The sequence below is a fragment of the Streptomyces sp. NPDC031445 genome, from assembly GCF_055581365.1.
Genome location: NZ_JBVIJO010000009.1, coordinates 320925 through 336183, shown reverse-complemented (window position 1 = coordinate 336183; position 15259 = coordinate 320925). Strand labels below are relative to the sequence as shown.

At 72.3% G+C, this 15259-nt stretch carries 16 protein-coding genes; 10 read left to right on the top strand and 6 right to left on the bottom strand.

Annotated features, from left to right (window positions below; genetic code table 11):
* Window positions 1-12 precede the first annotated feature (12 nt).
* The 5 genes from ACZ5DC_RS24560 (at window position 13) to ACZ5DC_RS24540 (ending at window position 5090) form a co-directional block, all read left to right on the top strand.
* Entirely contained in the window at window positions 13-1287 is a 1275-nt protein-coding gene (locus ACZ5DC_RS24560; RefSeq protein ID WP_468655971.1) for a polyamine ABC transporter substrate-binding protein, read from the top strand.
* Window positions 1251-2156 (top strand): ABC transporter permease, encoded by a 906-nt coding sequence (locus ACZ5DC_RS24555; protein ID WP_468655969.1) that lies wholly within the window; start codon window positions 1251-1253, stop codon window positions 2154-2156. The genes ACZ5DC_RS24560 and ACZ5DC_RS24555 overlap by 37 nt, the downstream gene beginning before the upstream one ends.
* The gene (locus tag ACZ5DC_RS24550; RefSeq protein ID WP_468655967.1) at window positions 2156-3001 is read left to right on the top strand and encodes an ABC transporter permease; all 846 of its coding nucleotides are present in this window, start codon (window positions 2156-2158) and stop codon (window positions 2999-3001) included. The genes ACZ5DC_RS24555 and ACZ5DC_RS24550 overlap by 1 nt, the downstream gene beginning before the upstream one ends.
* Window positions 3002-3074: 73 nt before the next feature.
* Entirely contained in the window at window positions 3075-4076 is a 1002-nt protein-coding gene (locus ACZ5DC_RS24545) for an SIS domain-containing protein (protein WP_468655965.1), read from the top strand.
* Between the two features lie 114 nt (window positions 4077-4190).
* Window positions 4191-5090: a PfkB family carbohydrate kinase gene (locus ACZ5DC_RS24540; protein WP_468655963.1), complete on the top strand. Its 900-nt coding sequence runs from the start codon at window positions 4191-4193 to the stop codon at window positions 5088-5090.
* Between the two features lie 82 nt (window positions 5091-5172).
* Here the strand turns inward: ACZ5DC_RS24540 and ACZ5DC_RS24535 are convergent, their stop codons facing one another.
* Window positions 5173-6054, bottom strand: coding sequence for a LysR substrate-binding domain-containing protein (locus ACZ5DC_RS24535; protein WP_468655961.1), 882 nt, complete (start codon window positions 6052-6054; stop codon window positions 5173-5175).
* A gap of 71 nt (window positions 6055-6125) precedes the next feature.
* On the opposite strand from ACZ5DC_RS24535, the gene ACZ5DC_RS24530 reads away from it, so the two are divergent.
* Genes ACZ5DC_RS24530 through ACZ5DC_RS24520 form a run of 3 tightly spaced genes read left to right on the top strand, consistent with a single transcriptional unit; the run spans window position 6126 to window position 8703 of the window.
* Window positions 6126-7322, top strand: coding sequence for a thiolase family protein (locus tag ACZ5DC_RS24530; RefSeq protein WP_468655959.1), 1197 nt, complete (start codon window positions 6126-6128; stop codon window positions 7320-7322).
* A complete protein-coding gene (locus tag ACZ5DC_RS24525) occupies window positions 7319-8014 on the top strand; it encodes a 3-oxoacid CoA-transferase subunit A (protein ID WP_468655957.1) in 696 nt (231 codons plus the stop codon). The genes ACZ5DC_RS24530 and ACZ5DC_RS24525 overlap by 4 nt, the downstream gene beginning before the upstream one ends.
* Window positions 8011-8703: a 3-oxoacid CoA-transferase subunit B gene (locus ACZ5DC_RS24520; RefSeq protein WP_468655955.1), complete on the top strand. Its 693-nt coding sequence runs from the start codon at window positions 8011-8013 to the stop codon at window positions 8701-8703. The genes ACZ5DC_RS24525 and ACZ5DC_RS24520 overlap by 4 nt, the downstream gene beginning before the upstream one ends.
* A gap of 65 nt (window positions 8704-8768) precedes the next feature.
* Here the strand turns inward: ACZ5DC_RS24520 and ACZ5DC_RS24515 are convergent, their stop codons facing one another.
* The 4 genes from ACZ5DC_RS24515 to ACZ5DC_RS24500 all read right to left on the bottom strand — a co-directional run bounded on the left by ACZ5DC_RS24515 (window position 8769) and on the right by ACZ5DC_RS24500 (window position 12427).
* Window positions 8769-9107: an STAS domain-containing protein gene (locus ACZ5DC_RS24515; protein WP_468655953.1), complete on the bottom strand. Its 339-nt coding sequence runs from the start codon at window positions 9105-9107 to the stop codon at window positions 8769-8771.
* A complete protein-coding gene (locus tag ACZ5DC_RS24510; RefSeq protein WP_468655951.1) occupies window positions 9104-10411 on the bottom strand; it encodes a PP2C family protein-serine/threonine phosphatase in 1308 nt (435 codons plus the stop codon). Before ACZ5DC_RS24510 ends, ACZ5DC_RS24515 begins: the two co-directional genes overlap by 4 nt.
* Window positions 10411-11214 carry an alpha/beta fold hydrolase gene (locus tag ACZ5DC_RS24505; RefSeq protein ID WP_468655949.1) on the bottom strand — a complete coding sequence of 268 codons (804 nt, stop codon included), beginning with the start codon at window positions 11212-11214 and terminating at the stop codon, window positions 10411-10413. The genes ACZ5DC_RS24510 and ACZ5DC_RS24505 overlap by 1 nt, the downstream gene beginning before the upstream one ends.
* A gap of 199 nt (window positions 11215-11413) precedes the next feature.
* Entirely contained in the window at window positions 11414-12427 is a 1014-nt protein-coding gene (locus ACZ5DC_RS24500; RefSeq protein WP_468655947.1) for an NADP-dependent oxidoreductase, read from the bottom strand.
* A gap of 110 nt (window positions 12428-12537) precedes the next feature.
* Between ACZ5DC_RS24500 and ACZ5DC_RS24495 the strand changes: the two genes are divergently transcribed.
* Entirely contained in the window at window positions 12538-13104 is a 567-nt protein-coding gene (locus ACZ5DC_RS24495; RefSeq protein WP_468655945.1) for a TetR/AcrR family transcriptional regulator, read from the top strand.
* Window positions 13105-13419: 315 nt separating this feature from the next.
* Here the strand turns inward: ACZ5DC_RS24495 and ACZ5DC_RS24490 are convergent, their stop codons facing one another.
* The gene (locus ACZ5DC_RS24490; protein WP_468656112.1) at window positions 13420-14352 is read right to left on the bottom strand and encodes a quinone oxidoreductase family protein; all 933 of its coding nucleotides are present in this window, start codon (window positions 14350-14352) and stop codon (window positions 13420-13422) included.
* Window positions 14353-14492: 140 nt separating this feature from the next.
* Between ACZ5DC_RS24490 and ACZ5DC_RS24485 the strand changes: the two genes are divergently transcribed.
* Entirely contained in the window at window positions 14493-15251 is a 759-nt protein-coding gene (locus ACZ5DC_RS24485; RefSeq protein WP_468655943.1) for an SDR family NAD(P)-dependent oxidoreductase, read from the top strand.
* The last annotated feature ends 8 nt before the right edge of the window (window positions 15252-15259 follow it).

The following is a 15259-nucleotide window of genomic DNA, read 5'->3' as shown; positions in this document are numbered from 1 at the left end:
GACAGGTCCACCATGATGCCTCTGCAGCCCACACCACCCGCGCCCTGGCTGCGCGGACTGACCGAGCGCCGGTGTTCCCGGCGCGGTCTGCTGCGTGCCGCCCTCGGCGCCGCCGCCCTGGCCCCGCTCGCCGCGTGCAGCGTGCCTGGCGCCCGCAAGCCCGTGCCCGGCACGGCCGCCGAGATCGCCGCCGCCGTCGGCGACTTCTGGACCGGACGGAAGAAGAAGGGCCGGCTCAGCTTCGCCAACTACACCCAGTACATCGACACCGACCCCGGCGACCAGAGCCGGCACCCCACCCTGGAGGCGTTCACCCGCGAGACCGGCATCAAGGTCTCCTACGACGAGGTGATCGACGACAGCGCCTCCTGGTTCGGCAAGATCCAGCCGGAGTTCGCCTCCGGGCAGGGCATCGGCTACGACCTGATGGTGCTGGGCGGCGACAGCTACCTGCCGAAGTACATCGAACTCGGCTACCTCGCCCCGCTCGACCACGGCCGGCTCCCCCACTTCGCCCGGTACGGCGGCGCCGCGTTCAAGAACTCCTCCTTCGACCGCGGCAACGTCTACACCGTCCCCTGGCAGTCCGGCATGACCGGCATCGGCTACGACCCGGCCAAGGTCGGCCGGAAGATCACCAGTTGGCAGGACCTGCTCGACCCGAAGCTGCACGGCAAGGTCGGCATGTGGAACGACGCGGTGCAGCTGGGCAACATCGCCCTGCTGGCCGTCGGCGTCGACCCGGAGACCTCCACGCACGCCGACTGGCGCAAGGCCGCCGCCTGGCTGCGCAAGCAGCGCGACGCCGGACTGGTCCGCTCCTACAGCACCACCACCTACCAGTCCTCGCTCCAACGCGGTGACCTGTACGCCTCGCTGGTGTACTCCGGCGACGTCTTCCAGGCCAACCGCAGCGGCTCCCGGCTGGAGTTCGTCATCCCCGAGGAGGGCGGACTGCTGTGGACCGACAACCTGTGCATCCCCTCGACGGCCGCGCACCCCGTCGACGCCCTGACGTACATGGACTACGCCTACCGGCCCGAGGTCGCCGCGAAGATCAGCGAGACCGTGCAGTTCGTCTGTCCCGTCCCAAAAGCCCAGCCGGTGATCGCGCGTGACGCGGCCGCCGCCACCGGCAAGCGCAGGTCCCTGCTCGGCTCCCTGAGCAGCAGCCCGCTGGTGTTCCCGACCAAGGCCGACGAAGCCAAGCTGCGCCACCTGCGGGTGCTCGACGAAACGGAGGAGAAGCAGTGGAACGCGCTGTTCGAACCGATCTACCAGTCCTGACGCGCCGCCGGCGGCGCCCCGGCGCGGTCCTGGCTCCGTACCTGCTGGTGCTGCCGGGCTGGCTGTGGCTGGCCGCCTTCTTCGTGACGCCGGTGATCGTCATGGTGTCGCTGTCCCTGCAGACCGGCGACTTCATCGACGGCTTCCGCCAGACCTTCCACTTCGGCACCTACGCCCACGTGGTGGGGACCTACCACGTGCAGCTGGTCCGCTCGCTGCTCTACGGCGCCGCGGCCACCGCCGGCTGCGCCCTGGTGGGCTACCCGGTGGCCTACTGGATCGCCTTCCGGGCCGGCCGGCACAAGTCGGTCTTCCTCTTCCTGCTCCTGCTGCCGTTCTTCGTCTCCTTCGTCATCCGCACCCAGTCCTGGAACGTGGTCCTCGCCGACAACGGCGTCCTGCTCGGCCCGCTCAAGCACCTGGGGCTGCTGCCCGCCGGCTTCCACGTCCTGGCCACCCCGTACGCGGTGATCGGCGGACTGACCTACAACTTCCTGCCGTTCATGGTGCTGCCCGTGTACGTGGCGCTGGAGCGGGTGGACGCCAAGGTGCTCGAGGCCTCCACCGACCTGTACGCCTCCCGGGCGCAGACCTTCTGGCGCGTGGTGCTGCCGCTGTCCCTGCCCGGAGTCTTCGCGGGCGTCCTGCTCACCTTCGTGCCCGCCTCCGCCGACTACGTCAACGCCGGCATCCTCGGCGGCCCCTCGACCACCATGATCGGGAACATCATCCAGACCGAGTACTTCACCAACCTCGACTACCCGGCCGCCGCCGCCCTGTCCTTCGTCCTCATGGGCACCCTGCTGCTGGCCGTGTTCGCCTACGCCCGCGCCCTGGGCACCGACGACGTGCTGGAGGTGGCCGCGTGATGACCACCGGCACCGTCGCCCCCGCCGAGGACACCGTCGCGGCGCCCCGGCCGCGCGCCGCCCGCCGTCCGCGCCGCCGTCCCACGCTCACCCTGTACACCTGGCTGGTGCTGGCCTGGCTGCTGCTGCCGATCGCCGTCATGGTCCTGTTCGGCTTCAACGACACCCACAGCAAGGTGAACTTCACCTGGCAGGGCTTCACGCTCACCTGGTACCGGCACCTGTTCGCCATCCCCAACCTGACCTCGGCGCTGGTCAACAGCCTCACCGTCGCGCTGGTCGTGACGGTGGTCGCCACCCTGCTGGGCACCCCGATCGGCCTGGCCCTGGGCCGCCACCGCTTCCGCGGCCGCGGCTCCGTGGACCTGCTGCTGTTCGCCGCCATCGCCGCCCCCGAGATCGCCCTGGGCGCCGCCCTGCTGTCGCTGTTCATCGTCCTCGGCGTGCCGCGCGGCTACTGGACCGTCGTCATCGCGCACGTGGCGTTCTGCATCCCCTACGTCGCCATCACCGTACGGGCGCGCATGGCGGGTCACGACCCGACGCTCGAGGAGGCCGCCCGGGACCTCGGAGCCGGACCGTGGACGGCGTTCCGGCTGGTCACCCTGCCGGCCCTGCTGCCCGGTGTGGCCTCCGGTGCCCTGCTGTGCTTCGCCCTGTCCATCGACGACTACGTCATCACCAGCTTCAACGCCGGCCGGACGGTCACCTTCCCGCTGTGGGTGTACAGCGCCAGCCGTACCGGCGTGCCCCCGCAGGTCAACGTCATGGGAACGCTGATCTTCGTCGGCGGCCTCGTCATCGCCGGTGCGAACGTGCTGTTCTCCCGGCGCCGCGCGGCCTGACACCTCTCCCGCGCTGCCAGAACACCGGCCCGGTCGCGGCCGGTCGGAAACAACCCTCGAAGGAATCATCACCGTGCTCTCTTTCAACGAAGCCGAGTTCGTCGCTCAGACGGAAAGCCTCGTGGCGCTGCGCCCCCGGATCGAGGAGGTCGTCGACCGCCTCGTGGACGAGGGGTACGACAACGTCCTCCTGGTGGGCGCCGGCGGCACCTACGCGCAGATGTGGCCCTACGAGCACCTGGCGCGGCGCACCTCGGTGCTGCCGGTGCGGGCGGCCATCGCGGCGGAGCTGGTCGTCTCCGGTGACGCCCGTCTGGGCGAGCGGACCGTCGCCGTGTTCACCTCCGTCTCCGGCACCACCGAGGACAGCCTCAAGGCCATCGACCACTGCAAGGAGCGGGGGGCGTACACGATCGGCTTCACCGGCCACCCCGACTCCCCCGTCGCCCAGCGGGTGGACACCGCGCTGGTCTCGGCGCCCAAGGCCTGGCCGTTCGACGTCCAGTTGCTGCTGTTCATGGGCCGGCTGCTGTCCCGGCGGGGCGAGTTCACCGGCTACGACCGCCTGGCCGGCGAACTCGCCGGCCTGCCGCGCATCCTGGTGGAGGTGGCCCGTCAGGCGGAGCCGGTGGCGTCCGACTTCGCCGAGGCGCACAAGGACACCGACTACCACTTCCTCATCGGCGGGGGGAACCTGTGGGGGTTCACCTACCTGTACTCCATGTGCATCCTCGAGGAGATGCAGTGGCTGCGCACCACCCGGGTGCACAGCGCCGAGTTCTTCCACGGTTCGCTGGAACTGCTGGAGGAGGACACCAGCGTCATCGTCTTCCAGGGCGAGGACGAGACCCGCGCGCTCACCGACCGGGCCGAGGCGTTCGCCCGGCGCGTCTCCAAGGACGTCACCGTCTTCGACACCCGTGACTACCCCCTGGACGGCATCAGCCCCGAGTTCCGGGGACTGCTGGCGCCGCTGGTGCTCGACACCGTGATGGACCGGGTCAGCAAGCACCTGGAGCGGGTGCGCGACCACTCCCTGGACCTGCGCCGCTACTACCGCGTCATGGACTACTGACCGCGGTCCGTCCCACCCCACCTCCATCCGCCCCGGCGTGCCCGTGCCCGCGCACCGGCACGCCCCGAGCGGGCGCCGCGCACCCACGCGGCGCCCGCCCTCCTGGAGACTCAGATGAACATCCTCGGTTTCGGCGACAACGTCGTGGACCGTTTCGTGGACCGCGGCATCGACTACCCGGGCGGCAACTGCGTCAACGTCGCCGTGTACGCCCGCCGTCTCGGTCTCGGCACCGCCTATCTGGGGGTGTTCGGCGACGACGACCTCGGCGCCTTCCTCCGTACGGCCGTGGCGGCCGAGGGCGTCGCGGTCGAGCGCAGCGTGGTGCGCCACGGCGAGTCCGGCGTCTCCACCCTCCATGTGCGGGGCGGCGACCGGGTGTTCCTCGGCTACAACGGCGGTGGCGTCACCTTGCGCGAACCGCTCGTCCTGGACGACGCGCTGCTGGCGTACGCGGCGTCCTTCTCGCTCGTGCACTCCAGCGTCTACTCGCGCACCGAGAGCGAACTGCCCAAGCTGGCCGCGGCCGGCCCGCTGGTCAGCTTCGACCTCTCCGACGACGACGAGTTCCGGTCCCCCGCCTACCTCGACCGGGTCTGCCCCCACCTCGACCTGGCCCTGCTGTCCTGCTCGGACCTGGACGAGGCGGCCACGCGGCGACTGCTCGAAGCCGTGGTGGCGCGGGGCGCGCGCATGGCCCTGGCGACCCGGGGCCTGGCGGGGGCCACCGTCTACGACGGCCGCACCCTGGCGACGGCACCGGCCCGCGCGGCGGACGCACGGACCATGGCCGACACCATGGGCTGCGGTGACGCGTTCCTCGCCGGGTTCGCGGTGTCCCTGCTCCACGACGGCTGGTCCCGCCGCAATCCGCCGTCCCGCGGCACCCTGGAACGCGCCCTGCGGCACGGCGCGCGGGCGGCCCACGACCAGTGCTTCGTCGAGGCCGCCTTCGGCCGCGGCCGGCCTGCCGCGGAACTTCAGGAGGCGCCGCCTTCACCGGCTGGTGCCTGAGCGCCGACGTGCGACGGTGTGCGCACGCGCCGGTGTGTGCGCCGGACACCGCACGCGCCCGGATCGCCCCGGAGCCTTCGGTTCAGAACAGCCGGCGAATGACCTCGACCGCGCGCGCCAGGTGGGGTTCGTCGCGGTCGGCGCGGTGGGCGACGGCCAGTTCGACCGACGCCGTCGGGCGCACCAGGGGCCGGTAGACGACGCCGTCGAGCGCGAGCGCGGTCACCGGTTCGGGCGCGACCGCGACTCCGAGGCCGCCGGCGACGAGGGTGATGAGTGTCGAGGTCTCCCCCACCTCGTGCCGGATCCGCGGCTCGATGCCGGCGTCGCGGAGGACACCGAGCACGACGTCGTGCATCACCGAGCGGCGGTCCGCCGAGTGCATGATCATGTCGAGGCCGGCGAGGTCGGCGGCGCGCACCCTGGTCTTCGCCGCGAGGGGGTGCTCGGCCGGGAGGGCCACCACGAGGCGGTCCCGGCGCAGGACGTGGACGACGAGGGACGGGTCGGCCGCGGCCGGGCGCAGCAGGGCCACGTCGATGGCGCCGCCGCGCAGCGCCTCCACCTGGTCGGGGGCGAGCATCTCCCCGCGGAAGGAGAAGTCGATGCCCGGCAGTTCGGTGGCGAGGTGACGCGAGAGCGTCGGCAGCAGGCTGTACGTCGCCGAGCCGACGCAGCCCAGGGTGAGGTGGCCGACCGAACCGGCGGCGACCCGGCGGGCGTGGTCGGCGGCCTGGTCGACCTCGGTGAGGATCGCTCGTACCCGTTCGAGGTAGGCGCGGCCGGCCTCGGTGAGGTCGACCCGGCGTGTGGTGCGGTGGAACAGAGCGACGCCGAGCTCGCCCTCCAGCCGCCGGATCGCCTGCGAGAGCGGTGGCTGCGCCATGTGGAGCCGTTCGGCCGCCCTCCCGAAGTGGCGCTCCTCCGCGACCGCGAGGAAGTAGCGGAGCTGACGCAGATCCATAGGTTCAGGATATCAATCCAGGGCGATATCGATACTTCACGGTATCGACGCCGCCGTCTAGCCTTCGAGCCATGAAGAGCGCATTCCTCTATGCCGCCACGCGGACACCGTTCGGCAGGTTCAACGGGGCGCTGGCCGGCGTCCGGCCCGACGACCTGGCCGCCACGGCGATCGGCGGTGTGCTCGGGCTGGCACCGGCGCTGGATCCCGCCGCGGTCGACGAGGTCGTGTGGGGCAACGCCAACGGCGCCGGTGAGGACAACCGCAACGTCGGCCGGATGGCCGCGCTGCTGGCCGGTCTGCCGGCCGGCGTGCCCGGCACGACGGTCAACCGGCTGTGCGGGTCGAGCCTGGACGCGGCGATGGCCGGCTCCCGCACGATCGAGACGGGCGATGCCGAGGTCGTGCTCGTGGGCGGTGTCGAGTCGATGACCCGGGCGCCGTGGGTGCTGCCCAAGCCGTCGCGTGCCTTCCCGGCCGGCGACGTCACCGCGGTGTCGACGACGCTGGGCTGGCGGCTGGTCAACCCGCGGATGCCGAAGGAGTGGACCGTCTCCCTGGGCGAGTGCAACGAGCAGCTCCAGGAGCGCTTCGGCATCTCCCGCGAACGCCAGGACGAGTTCGCCGTCCGCTCCCACCGCCTCGCACACCGGGCGTGGGAGGACGGGTTCTACGACGCGCTGGTCACCCCGGTCGGCGACCTGGTCCGCGACGAGGGCATCCGCCCGGACTCGGACACCGGGAAGCTCGCCGCGCTGAAGCCGTCGTTCCGGCCGGACGGCACCATCACCGCGGGCAACGCCTCCCCGCTCTCCGACGGCGCCTCCGCGGTGCTCCTCGGCAGCGAGACCGCGGTGGCGGCCATCGGCGTCGACCCGCTCGCCCGGATCGCCGGCAGGAGCGCGACGGCGCTGGATCCCCGGGACTTCGGCTACGCCCCGGTCGAGGCCGCCAACCGGGCGCTCGCCCGCGCCGGGATCACCTGGGACCGGGTCGGCGCGGTGGAGCTCAACGAGGCGTTCGCGGTCCAGTCGCTGGCCTGCGTCGACGCCTGGCTCAAGGACGGCCTGCGCGACCCCGGGGTCGTCAACCAGCGCGGCGGGGCCATCGCGATCGGGCACCCGCTGGGCGCCTCCGGCGGCCGGATTCTCGGGACCCTGGCCGCGGTCCTGAGGGAACGCCGCGAGCGGTACGGCGTGGCGGCGATCTGCATCGGCGTCGGCCAGGGGCTGGCCGTCGTCCTGGAGAACCTGGAGGTGCCGAAGTGAGCCGTGCGACCGTGCTGGACTCGACCGACGAGGCGGTGGCCGGGATCGAGGACGGTTCGACCGTCCTGGTGGGCGGTTTCGGCCTGGCCGGAATGCCGTTCGACCTCATCGACGCCCTCATCCGGCAGGGCGCGAAGGACCTCACGATCGTCTCCAACAACGCCGGGAACGGCGACGTCGGGCTGGCGGCGCTGCTCGCGGCCGGCCGGGTCCGCAAGGTGGTGTGCTCCTTCCCGCGGCAGGCCGACTCCTACGTCTTCGACGCGCTCTACCGCGCGGGGAGGATCGAGCTGGAGGTGGTTCCCCAGGGCAATCTCGCCGAGCGGATGCGGGCCGCCGGGGCCGGGATCGGCGCGTTCTACTGCCCGACCGCGGTCGGCACCCCGCTCGCCGAGGGCAAGGAGGTGCGCACCATCGACGGACGCGACTACCTGCTGGAGTATCCGATCAAGGGCGACTACGCCCTCGTCTCCGCGTACCGGTCCGACCCGATGGGCAACCTGGTCTACCGCAAGACCGCCCGCAACTTCGGCCCGGTGATGGCGACCGCCGCCACCACCACGGTCATCCAGGTCGACGAGGTCGTCCCGCTCGGCGCGCTCGATCCGGAGGCGGTCGTCACGCCGTCCATCTACGTCGACCGCGTCGTCCCGGTCGCGACCCGCCACTACACCGTCCAGGGGGCACGATGACCACCGACACCGGCGCCGCGGCACGCTCGGCGTCCCCGGGCGGGGCGCCGGTCGGCGCCGACCGTCCGCTCGGCATGGACGAGGTGGCCGCCGTGATCGCACGGGACATCCCGGCCGGCGCGTTCGTCAACCTCGGCATCGGCCGGCCCACCAAGATCGCCGACCACCTGCCCGAGGATCTCGGCGTCGTCCTGCACACCGAGAACGGCATGCTCGGCATGGGCCCGAAGGCGGAGGGCGCCCGGATCGACCCCGACCTCACCAACGCCGGCAAGGTCCCGGTCACCGAGCTTCCCGGAGCGGCGTACTTCCACCACGCCGACTCCTTCGCCATGATGCGCGGCGGCCACCTCGACGTCTGCGTCCTGGGCGCCTACCAGGTCTCCGAGCACGGTGACCTGGCCAACTGGCACACCGGCGAGCCCGGCGACATCCCCGCCGTCGGCGGCGCGATGGACCTCGCCATCGGCGCCAAGGACGTCTACGTGATGATGTCGCTCTTCACGAAGTCCGGCGCGCCCAAACTGGTCCGGCGGTGCAGCTACCCGCTCACCGGCACCGGTTGCGTCAGCCGGGTCTACACCGAGGTCGCCACCTTCGACCTGGGGCCCCAGGGCGTCCATGTGCGGGAGACCTACGGCATCAGCCTCGACGAGCTGCGCTCACGCCTCGACGTCGAGCTGCACTGAGCTCCGCGGCCAAGACGTGCCGCGGGGGCGAGCCGGCGGTGTGCGCGAGCCCGTCCGCCGGGGTCTCAGGAACGGACGGCGGTGTCGCTGTCCGGGTGCAGGGCGAAGATCTGGTCGAGGCCGACGATGCGCAGGACCCGCAGGGTGTTGGCGGGTACGGCCGCCAGCGCGATGCCGGCCCCGGCGGCCTGGGCGTGGCTGCGTGCGGCGATCAGGGCGGTGATGCCGCTGGAGTCGCAGAACCGCATGCCGCCCAGGTCCAGGACCAAACGCTGGCCGGGCCGGAGGGTGAGAGCGGCGATGCGTTCGCGCAGCTCGCCGGCGTTGGCGTAGTCGAGCTCGCCGAAGATCTCCAGAACAGGACCGGTCGGGGCGTCTCGGGTGGTGATCTTCAGCGGGCTCATCGTGTGTTTCTCGTCGGGTGGCCGGGGGCTGGGACGCCGAGGGCGAGCAGGGCGGTGTCGTCGTCGAGGCCGTCGCCGAAGCTGTCCAGCAGGCCGGTGAGGGCCTCGATCACGGCGTGGGGCGGCTTGCCGCCGTGGCCGGCGGTGAAGGCCAGGAGCGCCTCGTCCCCGTACAGGCTGGTGCGGTCGGGGCCGGTACGGGCTTCGGTGAGACCGTCGGTGTAGAGCAGCAGGGTGTCGCCGGGCGTGAGGACCGTCGTGGCGGGCGTGAAACGCGCGCTGGGCAGTACGCCGACGAGCAGGCCGCCGGGGGTGGGCAGGAAGCCGGCGGTGCCGTCGGCCCGCAGCACGATGACCGGCGGGTGACCGCCCGAGGCGAGGTGGACGGTGAGCCGCCCGGTCGCCGGGTCGGGGTCGAGGGTGCCGAAGACGGCGGTGCAGTAGCGCGGGTCGCCGCTGCCGGCGTAGCGCTCGTGGAGCACCTTGTTGAGGGTGGTCAGAGCGGAGACGGGGTCGGGGTCGTGCAGGGCGGCGGCGCGCAGGGTGTAGCGGGTGAGTGAGGTGACCGCGGCGGCCTGGGGTCCCTTGCCGCACACGTCGCCGAGGAAGAAGGCGAAGCGTGTGCCGTCGAGGGGGAAGACGTCGTAGAAGTCGCCTCCGAGCCGGTCGGGAGAGGCCGTGTGGTAGTGGCCGGCCGTCTCCACACCGGGTATGGAGGGCAGCGTGTCGGGCAGCAGTGACTGCTGGAGCACGGCCAGGGCGTCCTGCAACCGGGCGCGGTCGGCCTCCGCCTGTCTGCGTGCCGCTTCGGCCGCTCGCCGGCCGCGCAGCAGTTCCTCTTCGTAGGCCCGGCGGTCCCTGGCGTCGAAGACGGTGGTGCGGATCAGCTGGGGCTCGCCGTTGCCGCCGCGTTTGACCACCGAGGAGACCAGCACCGGTATCCGGTCGCCGTCGGTCCGCTTGATCTCCAGGGCGATCCCGCTGATCTCGCCCTGCATGCGCAGCAGCGGAGCGAAATGCGTCTCGTGGTACAGCTTCCCGCCGACGGTCAGCAGGTCGGTGAAGCGCATCCGGCCCACCACCGCCTCCCGCTCCAGACCCAGCCAGGCCAGCAGGGTGGCGTTGATCTTGGCGACGGTGCCGTCCATCAGCGTGGAGAGGTATCCGCAGGGCGCCTTCTCGTACAACTCCTCGGCGCTGTCCTCCAGCAGTGCGGCGAAGGCCGCGTCCGCCGCCCTCTCGTCGTCGGCGTCGTGGGGGTCGTAGGGGTCGTGGGGGTCGGGCTGCTGCCCGGTGCGGCACATCACCGCAGGCCGGCCAGGAAGCTCCGGATCGCCTCGTTGGTGGCTTCGGGCGCGGACAGGTGCGGGCAGTGCCCGGTCGCCTCCAGGGTCACCAGCGTCGACCCCGGGATCGCCCGGTGGACGAAGGCGCCGACCTCCCGGGGGGCGATGGCGTCCTCGCTGCATTCGAGCACCAGGGTCGGCACCCGCACGCTCTTCAGGTCGTCCCGTGAGTCCGACAGGAACGTGGTGCGGGCGAAGACGCGCGCCATGTCCGGGTCGGTGGCGCAGAAGCTGTTCCTGAGTTCTTCGCCGAGCTCGGGGCGGTCCGGGTTGCCCATGATGACCGGCGCCATCACGGCCGACCAGCCCAGGTAGTTGGACTCCAGCGACGCCAGCAGTTCGTCGATGTCCTGCGCGCTGAACCCGCCCCGGTACCCCTCGTCGTCGATGTACCGCGGAGACGGAGCGACCATCACCAGTGCCCCGATGCGCTCCGGAGCCGCCTCCGCGGCCAGCACCCCGATCATGGCGCTCACCGAGTGCCCCACGAACACCGCGTCCCGCAGGTCGAGCGCCTCGCACACCTCCGCCACGTCCCGGGCGTAGCCGTGCAGAGAGCCGTAGCGGTCCTCCGAGAACGCGGACAGGTCCGAGCGGCCCGAACCGACGTAGTCGAAGAGCACCACCCGGTAGTCCTCGACCAGTGCGGGCAGCGTCAGTCGCCACATGTTCTGGTCGCAGCCGAACCCGTGGGCCAGCACCACGGCACGCCCGTGAGGGTTGCCGGTGACGGCGACGTTGTTCCTGCGAGCGATATCCATACCCCTCAGTCTTCCAGGCATGGACCGGCCCTCCCGCACGGCCCCCGGGCCCGGCCCCCCTTCGCCACGTTTCCGGCAGTGACCCGGCGGGCCCGTCCACGGGCCGGGCCGCTGCTCGCCGTCTCGCGCGGTGCCGGGAACCGCCCGGGCGGGCGGCATCACACCCGCCCCGGGCTGCCCTGTGGCGCGGGGCCCCTCGTCACTGAACGACCGTGAGTACGATCTTTCCCTGGATGTGCCCCCGGGCCGCGCGTTCGTGCGCCGCCCGGGCATCGGCCAGCGCGTACGTGCTGTCGATCGCGACGCGGACCGTGCCCGCGTCGAGCAGGCGCGCCAGTTCGGCGAGCTGCGCACCGTTGGAGCGGACCTGGGTGCTGGAGACCGTGACGCCCAGTTTCGCGGTCTCCTCCTCGTCGAACTCCCCGGGGAGCACGGGGAACTGGGCGCCGCCACGCTTGAGTGTGCGCAGGAGACGCCTGCTGCCGGGGCCGCCGACGGTGTCGAGGACGAGATCGACGTCGTGCACGAGTTCCTCGGCACGGCTCCTGGTGTAGTCGATGAACCGGTCGGCGCCGAGTTCTCGGAGGAACGACTCGTGTGCGCCCGACGCCACCGCGACGACCCGGGCGCCCTTCCACTTCGCCAGTTGCAGGGCGAGGTGCCCCACACCGCCCGCGGCGCCGTTGACGAGTACCGTCGTGCCGGGGCCGAGTGCCGTCGGGCGGTGCCGTGCGTCCTGGAAGGGCGAGGGGTGGTCGTGGCCCAGCTCGATCAGGAACTGCCACGCCGTCAGCCCGGCCATGGGCGCTCCGGCGGCGTGCACGTGGTCGATGCCGGCCGGCTTGCGTGCGAGGTCCGACGCGGGAGCGGCCACGTACTCGGCGTACGCGCTGCCGTGGAAGCTGGGGAAACGCAGGAGGCCGAAGACCTCGTCACCCACGCCGAGGCCGTCCACGTCCGCGGCGACGGCCTCGACGACGCCCGACACGTCCGTCCCGGGAATCACCGGCAGGCTCACCGTCGCCCCCCTGTCCCCGGGCATCGTGGTGAGCCCGCCGCGCAGGTACCAGTCGGGAGGATTGACGCCGACCGCGTGCACGCGGACCAGCACCTCGCCCGGCCCCGGTACGGGGAGCGGCACCTCGTCGTAACGCAGCACCTCGGGGCCGCCGTGCTCATGGAGCCGGACCGCCCTCATCGTGTGTGTCGGCATCGTCTTCTCCTGACCGCGCCGCGGGATACGCTATTCGGATCAGCGGTCCACATAAGCGGACCACTGATCCGAATATATGGACCACTGATCCGGATAGTCAAGAGGGACACATGCGGGCCGACGCCAGGAAGAACCGCGACCACCTGCTCGCGACAGCGGGCGCCGCCATCGCCGAGCAGGGCGTCGACGTGTCGCTGCGCGACATCGCGCGCAGGGCCGATGTCGGACTCGCGACGCTGCTGCGGCACTTCCCGACGCGCGAGGCGCTGCTCGACGCCCTGCTGCGCACGAGCTTCGACGAGCTGACGGCGAAGGCGGACGCGCTCGAAACCTCCGGCTCGCCCCGGGACGCTCTCCTTTCGTGGCTGCGGGACTGCGTCGCGTGGACGACCGAGTACCGTGGCGTGACCGTGCTGATGGCTGCCGCCATCGAGGACACCGAGTCCGCGCTCCACGCTTCGTGCGTCATCCTGCGCGCGGCCGGGGCGCGACTCCTCGCACGCGCGCAGGCCGCGGGCGCGGCACGGACCGATGTCGACGGTGCCGATCTGTTCGCGCTGGTGGCGGCGCTGGCGTGGCTCGGCGACCAGCCCTCGCTCGCACCACGGGCGGACCACCTCTTCGACGTCGTCGCCCAGGCGATCGTGACGAGCCCGGCGAACATCGCAGCCGAGTGAACACCACCCCCGTCCGTCGCAGCGGGTCGGACGGGGCCTGCCGTGCCGCCGAGGATGCCCGGCAGCAGAACGGCCGGCGGGACCGAGGAGTGGGTTCGCCTCAGCGCTCACGCTGGCGTGGCTGCCTCCGCCCGTCGCAGCAGGCCGGACCGGGCCGGCCGTGCCGCTGAGGGTGCCCGGCGGCAGAGCGGCCGGCCGGGCCGGGGAGCGGGTTCGCCTCGGTGCTGCGCCCGCGAGCTGAACCGGTTCCCGCCGGAAGCGGTCATCGCGCGGGCGAGCGGCCGAGGCGGCCCACATGGACGGGAAGCAGACGAGTTACGGCAGAAGGACGATCTTCCCGGTGGTGCGGCCGGCCATGCTCTCGCGATGGGCGGCGGCAGCCTCCCGCAGCGGGTGGCTGGACGCGATCAGGATGCGCAGTCGTCCCGCTGCCGCGGCCTCGGTGAGCTGGAGGCGGGCGGCCTGCCTGATCGCGGTGCCGGGGTCGGCGCCGGGCCCGCCGCCGAGGAGTTTGATCCCGGCCTCGGCCCCGCGCTCGAAGGCCGCGATGGTGGCGATGCGGGAGCGGTCGGCCACGAGTTCCAGGGAGACGTCGACCGCCTCGTCGGTGCCCACCAGGTCGGCCGCCGCCTGGATCCCCTCCGGCGCCGCCGCGCGCACGCGGTCCGCCAGACCGGGCCCGTACGCGACCGGGACCGCGCCCAGTTCCCTCAGCAGCTCGTGCTTGGCGGGGCTCGCCGTCGCGACGACGGTGGCGCCCCGTGCCACGGCCAGCTGGACGACCACCAGCCCGACCCCTCCCGCGGCCCCGTGGACCAGCACCGTCTCGCCCTTGGCGAGTGCGACCGCTTCGAGGACGTGGACGGCTGTCACGCCGGCGACCATCAGCCCGCCGGCCTGCTCCCAGGACAGCGCGGCCGGCTTCGGCACCACGGACGAGGCCGGGACGAGGAGTTCCGCGGCGTACGCGCCCGGCGCGCGGTAGACGATCACCTCGTCGCCCACCCGGACGGGACCCGCGGGGCCGGTCGCGTCGGCGCCGACCGCGGTGACGACACCGGCCGCCTCGCTGCCCAGCCGCAGCGGCAGCTTCGCCGGATCGGCCCCGAAGGCGCCGCTGTACATCTTGTAGTCGAAGGGATTCACACCCACGGCTCGCACCGCGATGCGCACCTGACCGGGCCCGGGCTCCGGGACGGCCACGTCGATGACTGACAGGACCTCAGGACCGCCGTAGGCGCTCGCCACTACTGCTTCGCTCATGCCCATGGGCAACACGGCGCCGACAGCGATCATTCCGCCGCTTCCTCGGTCCCTCCATTTTGAACGGAGCGCTCCGCTCCGATAGCGTGGACGCGCAGGACACCGATCCGCCGACCGGAGGACACATGACGACGACGAGCCAGCCGACCGCCCTGGTCACGGGCGGCAGCCGGGGCATCGGCGCGGCCACCTCGCGCGAGCTGGCGGCCCGTGGGTACCGCGTGGCCGTCAACTACTTCGCGAACCGGGAGGCCGCCGACCGGGTGGTCAAGCAGATCGAGGCGGACGGCGGCGAAGCCTTCGCCGTGCGGGCCGATGTGCACGACCCCCGCCAGGCGGCCGAACTGCTGGAGCGCGCCACGGTCGACGGGCGCCTGGACGTCCTCGTCTGCAACGCCGGCGCCCGCTTCACCCCCACCCCGCTCCCCCGCCTCACCTGGGAGGACTTCCACGCGAAGGTGACGAACGAACTCGCGTCCGTCTACACCCTCACCCAGCGGGCGCTGGCCGTCATGGGCGCCAAGGGCGGGGGGCGGATCGTGTACGTCTCCAGCGCCGTCGCCGACGGCCCGCCCACCGTGGGCATGACCGCGCACGGCACCGCCAAGGCCGCGCTGAACACCTTCGCACGCTTCGTCGCCTACGAGGCCGGTCCGCTCGGCGTCAACGTCAACGTCGTGGCGCCCGGCTTCGTGCGCACCGAGGCCAGCGCCGGGCAGCCGCAGGAGTTCCAGCAGCGCCTGGCCGAACACACGCCGCTCGGACGGGTGGCGGAACCGCAGGACGTGGCCCGGGCGATCGCCATGCTCGCCGGGGAGGACGCCGGGTTCGTCACCGGGGCCGTCGTCACCGTCGACGGCGGGCACGGCGTGGGACGCCCCTGAGGGAGAAT